Origin of the sequence: Tautonia plasticadhaerens, from assembly GCF_007752535.1 — a bacterium.
In the GTDB taxonomy this organism is placed as follows: Bacteria; Planctomycetota; Planctomycetia; order Isosphaerales; family Isosphaeraceae; genus Tautonia; species Tautonia plasticadhaerens.
Window position 1 is genome coordinate 3,322,225 of sequence record NZ_CP036426.1, and the last position, 18,092, is coordinate 3,340,316.

At 73.4% G+C, this 18,092-nt stretch carries 8 protein-coding genes; 6 read left to right on the plus strand and 2 right to left on the minus strand.

What is annotated here, in order from left to right:
- Positions 1 to 546: 546 nt before the first annotated feature.
- The 6 genes from ElP_RS13060 to ElP_RS13085 all read left to right on the plus strand — a co-directional run bounded on the left by ElP_RS13060 (position 547) and on the right by ElP_RS13085 (position 16,540).
- Complete coding sequence (locus ElP_RS13060) at positions 547 to 3,825, plus strand: BRCT domain-containing protein (RefSeq protein ID WP_145269918.1); 3,279 nt, start codon at positions 547 to 549, stop codon at positions 3,823 to 3,825.
- Positions 3,822 to 10,334, plus strand: a complete 6,513-nt coding sequence (locus ElP_RS13065) for a HEAT repeat domain-containing protein (protein ID WP_145269920.1) — start codon at positions 3,822 to 3,824, stop codon at positions 10,332 to 10,334. Before ElP_RS13060 ends, ElP_RS13065 begins: the two co-directional genes overlap by 4 nt.
- The gene (locus ElP_RS13070) at positions 10,331 to 12,223 is read left to right on the plus strand and encodes an SWIM zinc finger family protein (RefSeq protein ID WP_145269921.1); all 1,893 of its coding nucleotides are present in this window, start codon (positions 10,331 to 10,333) and stop codon (positions 12,221 to 12,223) included. Before ElP_RS13065 ends, ElP_RS13070 begins: the two co-directional genes overlap by 4 nt.
- Before the next feature lie 10 nt (positions 12,224 to 12,233).
- Positions 12,234 to 13,103: a 16S rRNA (cytosine(1402)-N(4))-methyltransferase RsmH gene (rsmH, locus tag ElP_RS13075; protein ID WP_145269923.1), complete on the plus strand. Its 870-nt coding sequence runs from the start codon at positions 12,234 to 12,236 to the stop codon at positions 13,101 to 13,103.
- A 130-nt stretch (positions 13,104 to 13,233) separates the two neighbouring features.
- Positions 13,234 to 14,529, plus strand: a complete 1,296-nt coding sequence (locus ElP_RS13080) for a reverse transcriptase family protein (protein ID WP_145269925.1) — start codon at positions 13,234 to 13,236, stop codon at positions 14,527 to 14,529.
- 238 nt (positions 14,530 to 14,767) lie between these two features.
- Positions 14,768 to 16,540, plus strand: coding sequence for an FHA domain-containing protein (locus ElP_RS13085; RefSeq protein ID WP_145269928.1), 1,773 nt, complete (start codon positions 14,768 to 14,770; stop codon positions 16,538 to 16,540).
- Between the two features lie 63 nt (positions 16,541 to 16,603).
- Here the strand turns inward: ElP_RS13085 and ElP_RS13090 are convergent, their stop codons facing one another.
- Both ElP_RS13090 and ElP_RS13095 read right to left on the minus strand, forming a co-directional pair.
- Entirely contained in the window at positions 16,604 to 16,855 is a 252-nt protein-coding gene (locus ElP_RS13090; protein ID WP_145269930.1) for a zinc-ribbon domain-containing protein, read from the minus strand.
- A gap of 41 nt (positions 16,856 to 16,896) precedes the next feature.
- Positions 16,897 to 17,940 (minus strand): DUF1559 family PulG-like putative transporter, encoded by a 1,044-nt coding sequence (locus ElP_RS13095; RefSeq protein WP_145269932.1) that lies wholly within the window; start codon positions 17,938 to 17,940, stop codon positions 16,897 to 16,899.
- Positions 17,941 to 18,092 lie beyond the last annotated feature (152 nt).

Sequence of the window (18,092 nt, forward strand, 5' to 3'; positions counted from 1 at the left end):
CGGCGCCCCGCACGCTCCCCCCAAATCATAGGCGACCCGCCGGGGCCGATCACGGAGAATCTCGATGCGGGACGTGGCCGCCGGGCGCCCCCCTTGCGGGGCGGCCTCCCCCGCGATAAAAAAGGCCGTCCTGCGGATCGATGGATGGGTCAACGAACGGGAGGACAGGTCTAGCTCGACGCCTTCGGGCGTCTGGGCGGCGTTGCGCCGCCCGTGGAATCGGCCCCTCACGCACCACAACGAAGGCTGTTTCAGGCCCGCTGATCGTCCCCAGGGGGGACATCTACCGGGCGGGCCTGGTCCAACCGCGCCGATCGCCGTTCCGCCCGGTAGATGTCCCCCCTGGGGACGGCGGGCCGGAGAGCCTTCGATGTCCCAGGTCCGGTGGTAGATGTCACCCCCCGGATCGTTGCCCCAGCCCGGCCCCGCAGGACTCGGGACGGGGGAGGGCGGCCCTTCGCCGGGCAACCGGCGGGGGCCGCCCGACCCCGAGCCCGATCTTCCCCCGGCGAATCACCTCGACCGCGACCGATAGGGCGACCAGCCGTGGCGATCCGACCCTCGATCGACGACGCCCGACGCGCCTGGGAGGCACGAGACCCGATCCTGGTCGACCTGATCGAGGCGATCTCCTCCCGGCCCGACCCCGAGCCTGAGGTCCCCATCCGGGAAGGGGCGCCGACCTTCGACCTCCTGATGGCCCGGACCCGGACGCCGGAGTTCCTCAAGAAATCCCCGGAGGAGCAGCGGATCGAGTGGCTCTCGGCCTTCAAGGCGCTCGAAGCCCCCGACGCCGAGGCCCCGCTGTCCGACCGCCTCCGCCTCCATGAACTCATCCTCGCCCTCTGGGAGGACGGTTCCCCCTTCGCCCGGGCTTGCCTGCTGCGGGTCATCGACACCGTCGCCCTGACCTACGGCCCCTGGCGGGCCCTGAAGCGGATCTTCAAGGAGGCCGAGTCGCGGGGCGACCTGGAGGTCTTCGCCGCCCTGACCGCCCGATTCGACGTGGCCCATGCCGCCCACCAGCACGGCGTGAGCCGCCGGACGCTGGCCTACATGGTCCGGCGGGCCTGGCGGCACCTCCGGGCGATCGGCCGGATGATGCCGGTCGCCTACCCCGACGTCGCCTCGGCCGTGCTGGCCCGGTATCCGTCGACCTGGGGGAGGGACCGGTCGCAGGCCGAAGGGGCGTGGGTCTACAACCATATCCTTTACCACGGCTCGAAGGCCTACACGCGGGGCCGGTTCCTCTTCGGGGCGACGAAGAAGGACCCGGTCGCCCTCCGGGCCTTCCCCGACTCCTGGAGGCGGAGCCCCCGGCCGCTGTTCGTCCTGCTGGAGCGGGCCCGGAGCGACGCGGTGCTCGCCTTCGCGACCGAGGCGCTGAGGAGGGACTTCCGGGCCTCGCTCCGGGAAGTCGAGCCGGGCTGGGTCGTCCGGCTGATCGCCTCCCGGGCCGCCCCGGTGCACGAGTTCGTCGTCTGGATCCTGGGCAACGTGCCGAAGTTCGAGCAGTCGAGCTTCCGGGAGTTGGGCCTGCATGGGCCGGTCCTCTCGCTGTTCGACTCGCCGAGCGACCTCGCCCGGTCCTACGCGGCCGACTATGCCCGGGCCCACACCCGGGACCTGCCCGTCGACGAACTCGTCCGCCTGGCCGACAACCGCAGCGAGGCCGTCCGCAAGCTCGCCGCCGACCTGCTCGGCGAACGAGACCCCCGGAAGGAGGTCGGCCTCGACGCCTGGGGACGCCTGCTCGAATCCGAATACGGTCATACGCTGGCAGCCAAGGCCATCCAGGCGCACTTCGGCCCCAAGGAGCTGACTTCGGAGTGGTTCCGAAACCTCCTCTTCTCACAGAGCGAGGAGGCGTTCGAGTTCGTCTCCGAATTGCTCCCCAAGATCCACTCGCCTGGGACGCTCGGTTACGGCTACTTCCGGGACCTGCTCGACAAGTACGACTGGGCGGATCAGGAACCTGCCGGGGCTCTGGCCGAATTCGCGATGAAACACCTCGCTCGATTCGGGCCAGACACCTTTGATCCGGAATTCCTCGCTCTGCTGTTGATCCGCCCCGACACCCGATGGATCGCCGCCTCCTGGATCAACGAAGGTCGGCTCAAGGCCGGGTCGGTGCCGATTGACGCCCTCAAGGCGATGGCCTTCCACCCCGACTGGGACGCTCACCCGCTGGTGCGTCTGGAAGCCTCGATCCTCAAGGGTCGGGACAGGGAACTCAGCTTCGACGAGCCGCTGGCCGACCAGGTCCTCGGCTGGCTCGGCGATGTCCGCCGCTTCTCCCCCGGGGATCTCGGCTTCGACTGGCTGCTCTCCCTCGCCCGTCGGGCCGAGCCCCGCTACCACGACTTCGCCGTCGAGCTGATGATCAAGGGTTTCGTCCCCGCCGACTTCGCCCCCGCTCAGGACCAACCGGCGTCCGTCGACCGGCCCCCAACGAAGGAAGAGGTCACGGTCGACCTCGGCGGCCAGTCGTTCCTCTTCACCGGCAAGCTGGCGACGATGCAGCGCAAGGAGTCCGAGGGGAAGGTCCGGGACGCCGGCGGGGCGGTATCCTCGGGGGTGACGGCGAAGCTGCACTACCTCGTGATCGGCGACGAGGGCTCCCCGCTCTACGGCAACGGCAACGGCAAGAAGGGGTCGAAGCAGCTCAAGGCCGAGGAGCTGAACGGCCAGGGGGCGAACATCCGGATCATCTCCGAGACGGCCTTCCTCCGGATGCTCTCCGGCCGATCTCGGGACGTCTCGGCCGACGCCACCCTCGCCGGCTGCGAACGCCTCTGGGAGATGGCCGTCGGCGGCGGGGCCTCGGACGCCCGGCTCGGCCAGTTCGCCCGGAAATACATCAGGCGGCACCACCCCCGGATCGCGCTCGACGAGACCGACCGCCCCGTCGATCCCGGCGCCGAGATTCCCGACGCCTTCCTCGGCTTCGACCGCGTCCTCCCCCTTTTCTTCGAGACGAGGGAGCCGATCCGGGCCTTCGCCCTGACCCTGGCCCGCTCCGAGTTCGGCCGCTGGTCGCCGCCGGGCGAGGATCTGGTCCGGCTGGCCGAGGCCCCCTTCGCGGAGGTCCGCCGCCTCGTCGCCGATGCCCTGCTGGCCGACGACGCCCCGGAGCACCGCCGGTACCGGATCGACCACGACTCCCTGAGCCCCGCCGCCGTCTACCGCTTCTGCGAGTCGGGCGACGAGCAGACCCGGGCCCTCGGCCTGAAGCTGATCGACCGCTCCCCCCGCCTGAGGCTCCCCGACGAGCTGTACCGGCTGACCGAGAGCCCCGACCGGGCCGTCCGCGCCTTCGTCGTCCGGGCCCTCTGGTCGCTCTACCGGGACCGGCACATCACCGGGGGCTGGGCCCCCTTCGTCTCCCCGAGGCCGACGATCGGCCCCGTCGCCCGCAAGAAGGCGGCCGAGGCGGCCACGTCCCGGGGGACCGGCCCCCCCGCCCGGCCCGACCGGCCGCCCGCCCCGCCGCCGAGCCTCGGCGACCTGCTCCGTCGGATGCTCTTCGAGCTGCCCCCCGGCCGGCCCCCGAGGCGATCGGCCGGCCCGACCGAAGGGCAGGGGGGGGACGGCTTCGACCGCCTCCGCCCGCTGCCGAACCGCCTGGCGAAGCTCGCCGTCGTCGAGACCCTGTGCGACCTGGCGATCGAGGACGAGGCGTTCGCCCGGTTCGCCCTGCCCCCCCTGGTCGAGTTCCTCGGCTCCCGGGGCAAGAGCGAGCACGCCGCCTGCCTGGTGGCCGTCACCCGGATCCGGCACGCCCACCCGGGGCTCTCCGCCCCCGGATCGGAGGCCGCCTCGTGAGCGTCGCCGAGAAGCACCTGGCCTACCGGGGGCGGATCCGGGCGCTGGCCGCCTCGGGGAAGATGCTCCTGTTCGTCACCGAGCACCCGGAAGGGCGGCCGACGTCCCTCTACCGGCTCGACTGCGAGACGTTCGACCTGGCGAGCGACCCGATCCCCGGCGGGGGCCGGGCCCTCTGCCTGTCGGGCGACGAGGTCTGGGTCGCCGCGTCGGACGGCTCGATCTGCCGCTGCCCGATCTCCGGGGGCTCGCCGTCGACGGCGATGTCCCTCGACGGCGAGCCCGCCTCGGCCCTCTCCCCGCTGCAGGGGGACCGGCTGGCGATCGCCGCCGGCCCGACGGTGGTGATCGCGGACGTCAGCAAACCGGACGCGAGGCCGATCCAGTCGCTCGACCTCCCCGCCGCCGCGACCGCCCTCGCCGCCGACCCGACCGGCCGCTGGCTCGTCGCCGGCACGGCCAGGGGGGACGTCTCCGTGTTCACCGCCGAGGGCCGCGAGGAGTTCATCCTCAGCGAGTCGGCCCGGGTGCACGAAGGGGCCGTCACCGCCCTGGCATTCGAGCCCGACGAGCTGCGGTTCCTCTCGGCCGGGGCCGACCGCGCGCTCCGCTCGACCCTGGCCCGCGGGGCCCTGGAGCCGGAGGACCGGGGCAGGAGCTTCGGCCACGACGACGCCATCACCGCCATCGCCTGGGCGCCCGGCGATCGGTTCCTCACCGGGTCGCTCGATTCGACGGTCAAGACGTGGCCCCGATCCGGGGGGGCCCGCCCGGGCACCCTGAAGGACGGCGTGGCGAAGGTCCGGGGGCTGGCGGTCGTCTCGGTCCACGACCGCCCCCGGCTCTCGGTGGCCTGCGAGGACGACACGATCCGGCTGTTCGTCCTCGACGCCGCCGGGAAGTTCGGCGACCCGGCCCAGAAGATCCACGGCGCCCTCTCCCGGGCCCGCCGGGAGCTGGCCGAGGGGGATCCGAGGCGTCGAGAGCATGCCATCGCGGACCTCGCCTCGGCCAACGACCTCGCCGCGCTCGACCTGCTCGCCGAGCACTCCCGGGCCGACGCCGACCCCGGCCTCCGCCTCGACGCCGCCCGACGCATCGGCGACTCCGACCACCCCCGGTCCGTCCCGCTGCTGGAAGGGCTGCTCGGCCACCCGGACGAGGCCGTCCGCCTGCTCGCCTTCGACCGGCTCCGCGACCGGGCAGGGGAGGCCGACTTCCGGCCGATCGACCTGGCCCTGAAGACCGGCCTGCCCGAGATCGGCCGGAGGGCCGTCGAGGCCCTCGCCCCGCGCTCGAAGCAGGACGACCAGGCGCTCGACCGCCTGCTCGCCGCCCTCGACGCGAAGGAGTGGGAGGTCCGCCGTTCCGCCGCCGAGGCCCTCGAATCGATCCACCCGGCCGATTCCCCCGAGGCCGACCTGATCGTCCTGGGCACGTCGCACGCCGACCTTCGCCGATGGGCCCTCATTCGCCTCCTGCATCGGGGCCTGCTCGGCCAGGCCGCCGTGTCGACCTCGCTGCGACGGATGGCCGAGGACCGGGACGCCGACGTCCGACGCGTCGCCTTCCTCCTGATGCTCCACACCCGCCCCCGGCTGGTCGAGGCCATCCGGGCCGGGGACGCCGACCTGGCCCGACAGCTCGACGACCTCGACGCCGCTCTCGAAGGGCAGGGGGGGGCCGCCGGCCCTCCGGCCGGAAGGAGCGGGGCCGACGCGAAGGCGAAGCCCCCGAAGAAGGGCGCGAGGGGCAAGGCCGGATCGGAGGCGCCCGCCGGGCTCGACGCCGAGGACCTCGCCCCGCTGCTCAACGCCGCCGCGAGCCGGTCGCTCGACACCTCCCTGCGGGGGGCCCGTTGCCTCGCCCTGCTGGGGGATCCCAGGGCGTTCGGCCTGCTGCTCCAACTCAGCCGGGAGGCCGAGCCGTCGGCCCGGGTCGAGGTCTGCCGGGCCCTGGCGAACCTGGGGGACGCCGCCGCCGTCAGCCGCCTCCGCTCCCTGCTGCACGACGAGGCCGCCGAGGTCCGGGACGCCGCCTTCACCGCCATCGCCTCGATCGACCGGGAGGTGCCCCTCCTCGCCGCCGGGGCCGGGCTGGACGCCGACCACGACGACGTCCGACGTCGGGGGCTCCAGCTCCTGCTGGCCGAGGCGAAGAAGGCGCCCCCGGCCTCGGCCGAATCGCCCACCGGCCTCCTGCTGGTCCGGGCGCTCAACGACGGCTCCCCCGCCCTCCGGGCCGAGGCGTTCAAGGCGGTGCTCAACCTGCCCGCCGCCGGGGGGGGGGCCGGGGCCCTCCGGTTCGCCCGCCGGAGCATCCACGCCGACGTCCGCCGGGAGGTGCTCACCGAGGCCCTCGCCCAGCTCGCCGAGCCCTGGGCCTGGGACCTCCTCCTCGGAGCCTTCGACGACCCGGATCCCGCCCTCCGCGCCGACGCCCTCGACGCCGCCAGGAAGAAGTCGAAGGGGCTCGACGTGCTGGAGGCCGCGCTCGGCTGCCGACACGCCGACCTCCGGCTGGAGGCCGTCGCCGGGCTGGTCAAGACGCACACCGCCGCGGCCCAGGCGCTGCTCGTCCGGGCGATCGACGACGAGGACCCGGACGTCCGCCGGTCGGCCCTCGACGCCCTCGTCTCCGACGACGCCACCGCCCCCCTCTCCTCCGCCCTCGGCAGCCCCCACGCCGAGATCCGGGGCCGGGCCGCCCGGGCGCTGGCCCGGCTCGGCGACCGGGCCGCCCTCGGGCCGCTCGTCGCCCTCGCCGCCGCCCCCGAGCCGGTCGAGGAGGACCGCCGTGATGCCTGGCTGGCGCAGGCCTTGATCGCCCTCGACGGCCTGGCGGAACTCGGCGACCCCGAGGCCGTGGTCCCCGTGCTGCCGATGCTCGACTCCCCCCATGCCCCGCTCCGCAAGTGGGCCGCCGCCGTGCTCTGCTGGTGTGCCGAGCCCGACGCGACCGGCCCGCTCCGCCTCGCCCTCTCCCACGCCGACCCCCAGGTCAGGTACCGGGCCGCGATGGGCCTGGCCCTGCGGGGGGACGCCTCGGTCGCCCCGATGCTCGACTCGGCCGAAGGTGCGGAGGTGCTCGGGCTCGACGATCGCCTCGCCGTGCTCGCCGCGCTGGGGGACCCGGGAGAGCCCCGGCTCGTCGTCTCCCTGGACGACGGCGACCAGGCGACCCGCAACCGGGCCCTGCTCCTGCTCCTCTGCCGGGAACTGAAGGCGCCCCGGGGGGACGCCTCCCGGCGGATCGCCGCCCTGTCGAGCCGATCGCCCCGCGTCCGCCTCGCCGCCGCCGACGCCTTGCGGTCGGGCCACGACCCGGCCGGGCTGCTCGCCACCGTCTCCCGGCTGGTCAACGACCGGGGGGGACAATCGGAGGCGAGCTGGTCCGTCCCCGAGGCCACCGTCTCGGCGATGGCCGACCTGCTCGCGATCGCCCCGCCGATCGTCAGGGCCCGGGCCGCCTCCCGGCTGCTGCCGACGATCGACCCGGGCGTGAAGGAATCGGCCGCCCTCGAACTGGCCTGCTCGGCCCTCCTGGAGCGCTTCGCCCCGGGACTCGACCGGGCGAAGGCCGACGCCCCCCCGAGCCCGGCCCCGACGATCACCCCCGAGGCCCTGCTGGAGCGGGCCTTCGGCGCCTACGTCGGCCTGGCCCGGGAGCAGGGGGAGGCCACCTCGAAGGGGAAGAAGGGCCGCCCCTCCCCGACCAACGTCGCCTCCCAGGCCAACGCCGCCCGGGTCCGCCGGTCGGCCCTCGACCGCCTCCGCGCCCTGGCCGACTCCGACCCGAGCCTCGTCCCCGCCGTCGTCCCCGTGCTCGTCCAGGCGCTCGGCGACCCGAGCCAGGAGGCCCGCCTCGCCGCCTTCGACCACCTCGTCGCCCTCGGCCTCGACGCCACCACCCTCGGCGCGGAGGCCCTCGCCTCCGGGCAGACCGACGTGGGCACCCGGGGGCTGGAGCGGCTCCGAGGCGCCTCGGGGGACGACGACCGGGGCCGATCGGTGCTCGACCAGGTGATGATGTCCCGCAAGGACGACCTCGCCGTCGAGGCCGCCCGGCTGCTCGCCGACCGCCTCGGCCGCCCCGCCGTCGCCGCGAAGGCGATCGAATCGGGCTTCGAACGCCTCCGGCTGCTCGCCGTCTCCTGGCTGGACGAGGCGGTCGACTCGGGGGACGAGCCGGCCCGAGACGCCCTCCGAGGCGCCCTCGACTCCCGATACGCCGCCGTCCGCCGGGCCGCCGCCCTCGCCCTGGCCGACCGCAAGGATCCCGCCGCCTTCGAGGCCCTGGTCCGGCTGCTGGGGGCCGCCGTCGATCGGGGCGAGCAGATCCGCATCGTGGCCGCCCTCGAACTCCAGGGAGACCCCCGGGCCCCCGGCGCCCTGCTCGACCGGCTCGAACGGGACCCCGCCGGCACCGCGGCGGCGGAGGTGCTCATCCCCGCCGCCGGCCGCTTCCGACGCCCCGAGGACGCCGACCGCCTGCTCGCCCTGATGGACCTCGAGAAGAAGTGGCGGCCGCTCGCCTTCGACGCCCTGCTCGCCCTCAGCGGACACGACCAGCCGGTCGAGGATCCCAACGACGACCGGCCCGACGACCGCCGCTGGATGGAGTCGCAGCACTCCAGGAGGGACGGCATCCTCGCCTCGATCCTGGACCGCTGCCTCTCCCTGGGAGAACCCCGGCTGCTGCAGCGGGCGATCTCCCCGGCCCGATGGGCCCTCGGCCCCGAGGTCGACGGGCCGCTCGCCCTCGCTTCGTCCCACCCCGACGACGGCCCGAGGCACCTCGCCCTCCGGGCCATCGGCTGGCGGCTCCGGACGCGATCCGGCCCGGCCGGGCCGCTGCTCAGGGCCCTCCAGCACCCCGACCCGACCAGCCAGTTCCTCGCCGCCGAGGGCCTGGCACTCGGCGACCGCCCCGAAGGCTTGAGCGTGCTGCTCTCGGCGGTCGACTTCCTCCAGGACCTCGCCCTCCGCCGCCGGGCCGTCGTCGCCCTGGGGGAACTGGGCGACCCCCGGGCCTTCGACCGCCTGCTCCAGCTCGCCTCCGAGGACGGCCACGCGCTCCAGGACGTCGCCGCCGAGGCGATCGGCCACCTCGGCCGGTCCGGCCAGTCCGCCCGGATCTACTCGCTCCTCGACCGCCAAAGCCGGTCCCCCGGCAGCGTCTCCGAGACGGCCTTGAAGGGCCTCCGATGGCTCGGCACCCCCGAGGCCTGGGCGCGCATCCGGGAGGTGGCCGGGGGGGGGGAGACCCGGGGACGGGCCATCACCCTCGATCTCTTGGGACACGACGACGAGCCGGCCACGCGAGACTTGCTGAGACTTCACCTCCGCTCGGGCGAGGAATTGCGTGACCTGCTCATCGCGCTCCGCAGCGCCCGGCGGCTGTTCGGGGACGATTCCCTGGAGCCCGACGAGGCGGTCCTCCAGAATCCGAACCCCGTGCTCGCCCTCTGCGAGGATTGGGACCTGATCCGGGAAACCCACGGCATCCCGCTCGACGCACCGCTGGATCGACTCCGCGAGCGAGGCGATCCGAGCCGGCTGTTCGAGCTACTCCCCCGCTGCCCCGACATGGTCGCCGACGCCCTGGGATCGATCCTGCTCGACCTCCCCGCCCCTCCCCCGGCCGAGGTCCGGGCCGCCGTCGCCTCCGATCACGCCCGGACCGTCGCCGTCGCGGCCCGTATCCTCGGCCGGACGCGAGACCCGGGATCGGGTCCGGCGATCTCGGAAGCCCTGGCAACCTGGACGTCGCGCTGGGCCCACCTCCGCGAAACGATCGAGCGTGGGGGCCTGGAACGATCCGCCTCGTATCCGGTCGCCGCCGACTCTCGCGGGATTCCCGGGTGTCTGTCGTCGTTGGCCTGGGCTTCGGGCCGGGTCGGCACCGCCGCCGAGGGGCTCGCCGCGCTCGTCGCGATGGAAATCGCGGGCTCTCCGATCTGGACCGGCAGGGAGATCCTCCTCGCGACCGCGGAGGCCCTGGTCCTGTTCGACGACCCCCCTCCAGCCGTGCTCGACTCCCTGGAGTCGATCGCCCGAGACGGCCCCCCCGAACTCCGCACCCTGGCCGCCGCCGCCCTCGCCCGACGGGACCGGGACCGGGCCTCCCGGCTCGGCCCGGGACTGATCGTCGACCCGGTCGGCTTCGGCCTCCTGGCCGATGCCCTCGGCGACGCCCTGGATCCCGCGATCGACCTAGCGGCCGGGCGGCTGCACGAGCAGGGGGTGGCCGTCCCGGTCCTCGTCACTCGGAAACGGATCGACACGCTCGCGACCGTGGCCGCCGACCGTTCCCTGCCCGACGCCACCCGCCTCGGCGCCGTCGAGGGCCTGGCCGCGATCGCCTCCGAGGCCGCCGAGGAGCACCTCCGCCGCGTCGGCCTGGACGAGCAAACCGACGAGGAGCTGCGCAAGGCCGCCTGGCGGGCCCTCCGACGCTCCAGGCGTGCCCGTTCCCGCAAACCCAGACGTGTCGAGGTGACGCCTTGAGCGACGCCGACGATCGCCCCGAGCCCGCCGACGCCCCGACCGAGGCGGTCGAGCCACCGTCCCACACCGACGTGGACCTCGCCTACGCCGGGCCGAGCAGGCTCGTCGGCGAGGAGGGCGAGGCGACGGTCGCCCTCGTCGGCAACCTCCGTCGCCCCGCCGTCCGGTTCGAGGCCGCCCTGCGCGACCCCGTCCGCTTCCGCGAGGCGATGGCCGCGCTGTATGCCGTCGTCGGCAGCGACTACCGGTACGTCCCGAAGGACCGCACCGCCTACCTCGCCTACCGCCGGATGAGGGCCGAGTCGGCCCATCTCGGCCTCTGGGAGGCCCAGCGGTCGTACTTCTCCTGGCTGATGCGGAACGACCCGACCGCGGCCCTGATCCTCGACCCGGTCGTCTCCGTCCACCCCGACCAGGTCTTCTTCGAGGTCTTCAGCAAGGACGAAGGGGCCTACGCCAAGCTCGGCGTCGACCTGGCCGCCTTCGACCGTGACCCCGCCGCCGAGCCCTCCTGGGGCACCACGAACGTCGACTTCAGCCAATCCCTGCACGACGGCCTGGAACGGCTCCGAAGCTACCGGCCGACCCGGCTGAGCATCGGCCGGGAGGGGGTCGCCGTCGCCACCGAGGGGGCCGGCTCGGTGCTGGAGAAGACCGTCCGGGTGCCGGATTCCTGGCTCCGGGGCTTCCTCCAGGTGCAGTCGGCCGCCGCCCTGCCCAGGGAGTCGTTCTCGCTGGCCCCCATCGACCTCTACAACGCCCTCCGGCAGCTCCGGATGCATGCCGACCGGAAGGGGAAACGCCGGGGGATCCGGATCGAACTGGTCCCCGGAGAGCCCCCCCGGCTCGTGCTGGAGCCCTGGGAGACGGTGATCCGATCGACGGCCGCCCCCTATGGCGGCAAGGCGGCGAAGGTGGTGCGGGTCTGGGGGCGTCGCCGCCTGTTCCTGCTCCGGAGGTTCCTGCCCCTGGTCGAGGAGGTGGAGGTCCACCTGCTGGGCAGCGGCCTGCCCAGCTTCTGGGTCCTCCGGGCCGGGCCGATCGCCCTGACCCTCGGCCTGACCGGCTTCACCGCCGCCAACTGGTCCCAGGCGATCAGCTTCGACCTGCTCTTGCCCCGCAAGGCCCAGGAGACCTCGAAGGAGCTGGACGCCGTCCTCTCCCACCTCGCCGAGCACTGGAAGGCCGGGGCAGGAGAGCTGCTCAGGGCGACCAAGCTGAAATGGGAGCCGCTGGTCGAGGCCCTCCAGCTCGGCTGCCAGCAGGGCCGGATCATGTACGACCTCGCGGCCGACGTCTACCGCCTCAGGCCCCTGACCGACGCCCCGCTCGACCTCTCGAAGCTCGAATATCGGAACAAGCGGGAGCGGATCGCCCACGACCTCGTCGAACGACGGGGAGCCGTGGCGATCGTCTCCGAGGTCCGGATCGCCGCCGCCGGCCTGGAGCTGACCGGCCGCGTGGAGGTGGCCGAGGACCGCCGGGAATATCGCCCCGTCCTGCTGCTGACCGATGAGGGCCAGGTCTCGAAGGCCGAGTGCACCTGCCCGCTCTACCGCCGCCAGGGGCTCAAGGACGGGCCCTGCGCACACCTCGTCGCGCTCCGGCTCTCCCACGCCGGGCGCGAGGCCCTCCGCCGCAGGGGCCAGACGCCGCTGGAGGCCCTGACGGCCGAGACGCGTTCCTTCTCCCGTCGGGACGATCGCGGGGAGGACGTCTATCAGCTCGCGCTGGAGCGCCGGCGATTGACGATCCACTGGGGCCGGGCCGGGCTCCCCATGCGCCGACAGCGGCTGACGTTCGACTCCGTCGACGACGCCCGGGACGCCTACCTCTCCCGGATCGCCGAGCTCTCCGGGCGCGGCTTCCTCGACGCCTCTTCCTCGTGACCGGACCGCCATGCCCCCGATCCACCGCCCCGTGATGCTCGACGAGGTGCTCGCCTGGCTCGACCCGAAGCCGGGCTCCGTGGTCGTCGACGCCACCGCCGGGGCCGGCGGGCACGCCTCGGCGATTGCGCAACGGGTCGGGCCCGGGGGCCGGGTCGTCGGCCTCGACCGCGACCCGGGGATGCTCGACCTCGCCCGGGGTCGGACCGAGGGGCTCCCGGTCACGCTCGAACACTCGTCCTATGACCGCATCGGCGAGGTGCTCGACGCGCTGGGCCTCGGCCTCGTCGACGGCATCCTCGCCGACCTCGGCTTCGCCTCCGACCAGATGGACACCGCCTCCCGAGGCTTCAGCTTCCAGCGCGAGGGGCCGCTCGACATGAGGTTCGACCCCGGCCAGCCGACCACCGCCGCCTCGATCGTCAACCGGTGGCCCGCCGACCGCCTCGCCGACGCCTTCCGGGACCTCGGCGACGAGCCCCGGGCGAAGGCGATCGCCGACCGGATCGTCGCCCAGCGGGCCGAGGCGCCGATCGAGACGACCGGCCAGCTCGCCGACCTCGTCCGGGGCCTCTACGGCCCCCGTCGCGACCGGACCGACCCGGCCACTCGGGTCTTCCAGGCGCTCCGGATCGCCGTCAACGACGAGCTGGGCATCCTCGACCGCTTCCTGGGACTCGCCCCCGATCGCCTCCGACCCGGCGGCCGGTTCGTCGTCATCAGCTTCCACTCGCTCGAGGACGAACGCATCAAGGCCGCCTTCCGTTCCGACGACCGCCTCCGCCCCCTGACGAAGAGACCGGTCGTCTGCGGAGACCGGGAGCTGAGGCAGAACCCCCGCTCCCGGAGCGCCAAGCTCCGGGCGGCCGAGCGGGTCTGATCCCGAGGGCCCGACCTCCGAAGCGACGACACTCCGCCGGGACGACCTCCCCCGGACCTCAACCCTCGACCCGTCCCCCACCGCCGGCCGATCGACCGAGTCGGCCCCGATGCACCCGAGAGGCCGCCCCATGTCCCGGACGACCGACCTCACCTCCCTCTGGCGGGCCATCGAGCGGGCCGGCGGCATCGACTCGTATGTGAACGGCCAGCTCTCCGAGCGGGGCTTCCTGGTCGAGCGCCGGGAGATCGACACGCTCTCCGACCGGGAGCGGGAGGCCTACAAGAAGCAATTGAAGGAGGAGGCCGCCCGGCGCCTCGAGCTGAGGAGGGAGGCCTGGCAGGCCTACAAGGCCCGGCACATCGTCCACCTCGGCGAGGGGATCTTCTGGGATGACCACGCCACCGAGGACAAATGGGACGCCCCCGACGCCGAGGAACGCGCCGCCGAGAACGAGCTGCCGCCGCTGGACGGCCCCCGGGACCTGGCCGAGGCGCTCGGCCTGACCATCCCCCAGCTCCGATGGCTGGCCTTCCACCGGGACGCGGCGACCTCGATCCACTACGCGCGGTTCACCGTCGCCAAGCGGGACGGATCCGAGCGGGCCATCTGGGCGCCGATGCCGACGCTCAAGGCCGCCCAGCGCTGGATCCTCCGCAACATCAGCGAGAAGCTCCCCATCCACGGCGCCTCCCACGGCTTCCTGCCGGGCCGGTCGATCAAGTCCAACGCGCAGGAGCATGTCGGCTCGAAGCTCGTGCTCAAGATGGACCTCGCCGACTTCTTCCCCTCCGTCACCTACCCCCGGGTGCGGGGGATCTTCCGCCGGGCCGGGTACCGGGAACAGGTGTCGACCCTGCTGGCCCTGATCTGCACCGAGGCCCCCCGGGAGGTCGTCGAGGAGGGGGGCACGACCTACTACGTCGCCCTCGGCCCGAGGTGCCTGCCGCAGGGGGCCCCCACGAGCCCGAGCCTGACCAACACCCTCTGCCTCCGGCTCGACCGCCGCCTGAGCGGGCTGGCCCGGTCGCTGGGCTGGCGGTACACCCGGTACGCCGACGACCTGACCTTCAGCCTGCCCGCCTCCCACGGGGGGGAGCCCCGCCTCGGTGCCCTGCTCGGCGGGGCGAGGCGGGTGGTCGAGTCGGAGGGGTTCGCCGTCCGGCTCGACAAGACCCGGGTGGCCCGGGCCGGGGCGAGGCAGCAGGTGACGGGCCTGGTCGTCAACGGGGAAGGCCCTGCCCGTGTCCCCCGGCGGCTCCGCCGGCAGCTCCGGGCGGCGGCGCACAACCTCGAAGTCGGCCGGGCCGGGCCCGACGCCGACCCGGTCGACCGGCTCGCCGGCCTGGCCAGCTTCGTCTGCATGACCGACCCGGCCCTCGGGGCCGCGCTGCTCGGCCGGCTGCGGGGAGGCTCGGCGGGCTGAGCCCGCCTCGCCGGTCGCCGAAGGGGCGACGGCCCCGTCGCCCGGTCGCATCCGGGTCTCATCCCCGAAAATCCACCGGGACGATTCTAGGGCTTGCGTCGACCCCGCCGCCGATGTAGGACAGAGGATGCACTTTGCTGTCCTCTCCCAGAAATCGACCGATGCCTCCGATCGGCATCCGTGGGCCGCTCGCCCCCGACGACGAGGGCGCGCCTGCCCGCCCTCGGAGACCTGAGATATGGAAGTCAGGCTCGTCCAGCTCGGCGCCTACGGCAAGCAGCAGCACCGCGTGTCGGGGCAGGAATACGTGATCGGCCGGGAACCGTCCTGCGACCTGCGCCCCGACCACGGCCGGGTCAGCAAGCGGCACTGCCGCCTGTTCTGGCGCGGGGAACGCCTGTTGGTCGAGGACATCAACTCGGCCGACGGCACCAGCATCAACGACGAGCGGATCCACGCCCCCGGGGAGCTCCGGGACGGCGACGAGCTGGGCGTCGGGCCGGTGCACTACCTCGTCATGATCGGCGAGCCGGCCGAGCTCGACGCCCGCACCCCGGCCTGGATCGCCGAGACGATCAAGGCCCGGCGGCCGGCGGGCGTCGCGGCCGGCGGCTCGGACTCGAACATCGTCGTCTCCCCGGCGATGGAGACGGCCCGTCTGATCCTCGACCGCATCGCCCACGAGGGGGATGAGGAGCATGGGCACCACCACGCCGCCACGGCCACCCGGCACGGCCTGGAGATCGAGGACCAGCACGGCATCGCCCTGGCCCGGATCCTCGACCGCGACCTGATCGACGAGGACGACATCCGACGCGTCGCCCACCAGCTGGAGGAGCTGGCCTCCTCGGGCAAGGTCCGCATCGCGCTGGACTTCCGCAACGTCGAGCATTGCTCCAGCCAGGCCCTCAGCCACGTCCTCCGCGTCTACGAGCGCTGCAAGAGCGGCGGCGGGGCGCTGAAGGTCTGCACGGTCCAGCCGTCGGTCGCGCAGCTGTTCTTCATGACCGACCTGTACAAGCACATCGAGATGTTCCCCGACACCGAGCCGGCCCTGGAGAGCGTCTGGCCCCGCCCGGCCTCGGCCCGGCCCGAGGCCGAATCGGCCCGGCAGGAGGACGCCCCGGCCGCCACCGGCCCCGACCCGCTCCCGGCCCCCGGGGCGCCGGTCGTCCGGCTGGTCGTCTCGCGGGGGAAGGGGCAGGGCCGGGCCATCGAGATCAAGGGCCGACGCTTCGTGATCGGCCGGGACGCCCGCTGCCAGCTCCGGCCCACCAGCGAGACCGTCAGCCGGGTCCACGCCATCATCGAGATCCGGGACGGCAAGGTCTTCGTCCGGGACTACGGCACCAAGAACGGCACCATCCTCGCCGGCCGGACCCTCCGGGGGGAGGAGGCCGAGGCCCAGGACGGCGACGCCCTCCAGGTCGGCATCCTCGCCTTCTCGGTCCAGATCCTCCCCGCCTCCGGCATGCCCTCGCCGGCCGACGACGAGGCCCTCGCCTCCTGGCTGCGCGACCAGGCCTCCTCCTCCAACCCCGACGCCCCCACCGAGCTGCTCATCCCCATCCGGAAGGAGCCGGACGAGGTGCAGGGGGCCGCCCCCGACGACTCCCCCCCGGAGGAAGGGCCGGCACACCACGACGACCCGGCCCTCTCCACCAACGCCCTGGCCTGCGAGATCGTCCGGGGCACGCTCGTCGCCCGCATCCGGGAGTCGTTCCTCGACGACGAGGCCAGCGTCGGCCCGCTCCGCTACGAATTGCAGTCGTTCTTCGACAAGCCGCTCCCCCGACGCGTCGTGCTCAACCTCGAACACGTCGACTACCTCTCCAGCCGGGCCGTCGGCGTCATCCTCGCCTTCTTCCAGCACCTCGACCGCGAGAACGGCGCCCTCCGCGTCTGCTGCGTCGCCCCGAAAATCCTTCCGGTGCTCGATTCGATGCGCCTGCCCAAGCTCGTCGACCTGTATCCCTCGGCCGAGGAGGCCGTCAACGACCCCTGGATCTGATCCGCCGGGAGGCCGGGCCCCCGTCCCGGGAGGGCCCGGCGTCCCCCGTCCCGGGACGACCCCTCAGAGCAGCCACAGGATCAGCGCCCCGATGCCGACCAGGCCGAGGGCGACCCACCACCACGGCCTCCCCTCCCAGCCCCGGAGGCGACGCCGGGCGATGAAGTCGCCGCAGGACGGGCACCGTTCGGCGTCCTCGTAGACCTCGGCCCCGCACGAGGGGCAGGGGAGGACGGCGGTCTCGCCGTCGTCCTCCTCGTCCTCGTCCCCATCCAGGTCGGGGTCGTCGTCGTCGTCCCAGTCGTCATCGGGCAAGGCAGGAGACCTCCGGTCGCCCGTCGGGCGTCGGGCCCGGCTCAATACTGGTCGGCACCGATGACCTCCCCACCGCGGATCGTCCCGAGGGCGACCCAGATGGGGTGGCCGACCGTCTCCTTCAGGAACCGGACCGAGCCGTCGCCCAGCAGGACGTTCACCCCGCCCGGGTGTCGGCTCTTGGCGCCGGAGAAGGTCCGGAGCCGGTCGCTGGAGACCGCCGGCACGCAGGGCAGGCCGTCGGCCGGCTCGTTCACGCAGAAGACGGAGGCGTTGAGGCGGTCGGCGTCGTGCTCCAGCCCGTAATAGTCTCGGAACTGGTTGGGGGCGAACCTCGTGGTGAACGAGCCGCCTCCCATCAGGCTGGACCAGATCACGCCGCGCTGGTCGTTCTCGGCCCCCTGGATGATCTCCGAGACGATCACCGTGTTGCTCAGGCCGTCCCGGATGCTGGCGAAGCCCACCTTGCCGACGTGCCCGAAGGCCGAGGGGAGGAAACGGGCCGGGGCGCCGGTCACCGGGTCGGTCAGCAGCGAGGCCGGGTCCGGCTGGTCCTGGCCCCAGTAGGTGTTGCCCCAATTGACGGCGTAGTTCCCCTTCGACGGGGTCGGGCCGCTCAGCGCGCCGCCGAGGTAGCCGGTGGAGATCCGGAAGATGCGTTCCTCGTCGCTGGGGCACTGGAAGGCGTCGATCCGGGTGGCGCCGACCGTGGCGTTGGCGAAGTAGCCGGCGGCCACCGAGAGGCCGGGGCCGGGGAATCCCTCGGCGCCGAGGTCGGCGTTGAAGGCGTCATAGAGCGCCTGCTGCTCGATCTGCGGCAGCATCATCGAGAACCACGGCGTATTCTGGCAGCCGACGAAGAACCCCCGCCCGCAGGCGGCAGAGGCGATCCGCCCCGGGGGCAACGCGTTGTGGATGTCGTGATAGTTGTGGACCGCGATCCCCAACTGCTTCAGATTGTTCGTGCATTGCGCCCTCCGGGCGGCCTCCCGGGCGGCCTGGACCGCGGGCAGGAGCAGGGCGATGAGCACCCCGATGATGGCGATCACCACGAGCAGCTCGATCAGGGTGAAGCCGCGTCGCATCGGGCTTGCGATTCTGGTTGGACGCATGACGGTCGACACGTCTCCCTCGGAGGACCGATCCCGAACGATCGGGTCCGGACGGCCCGGGTCGGGGCATCGAATTGGTTGACCCCTTCGGATGGGACCGAAGTGAACTGTCTCCTACTATAGCG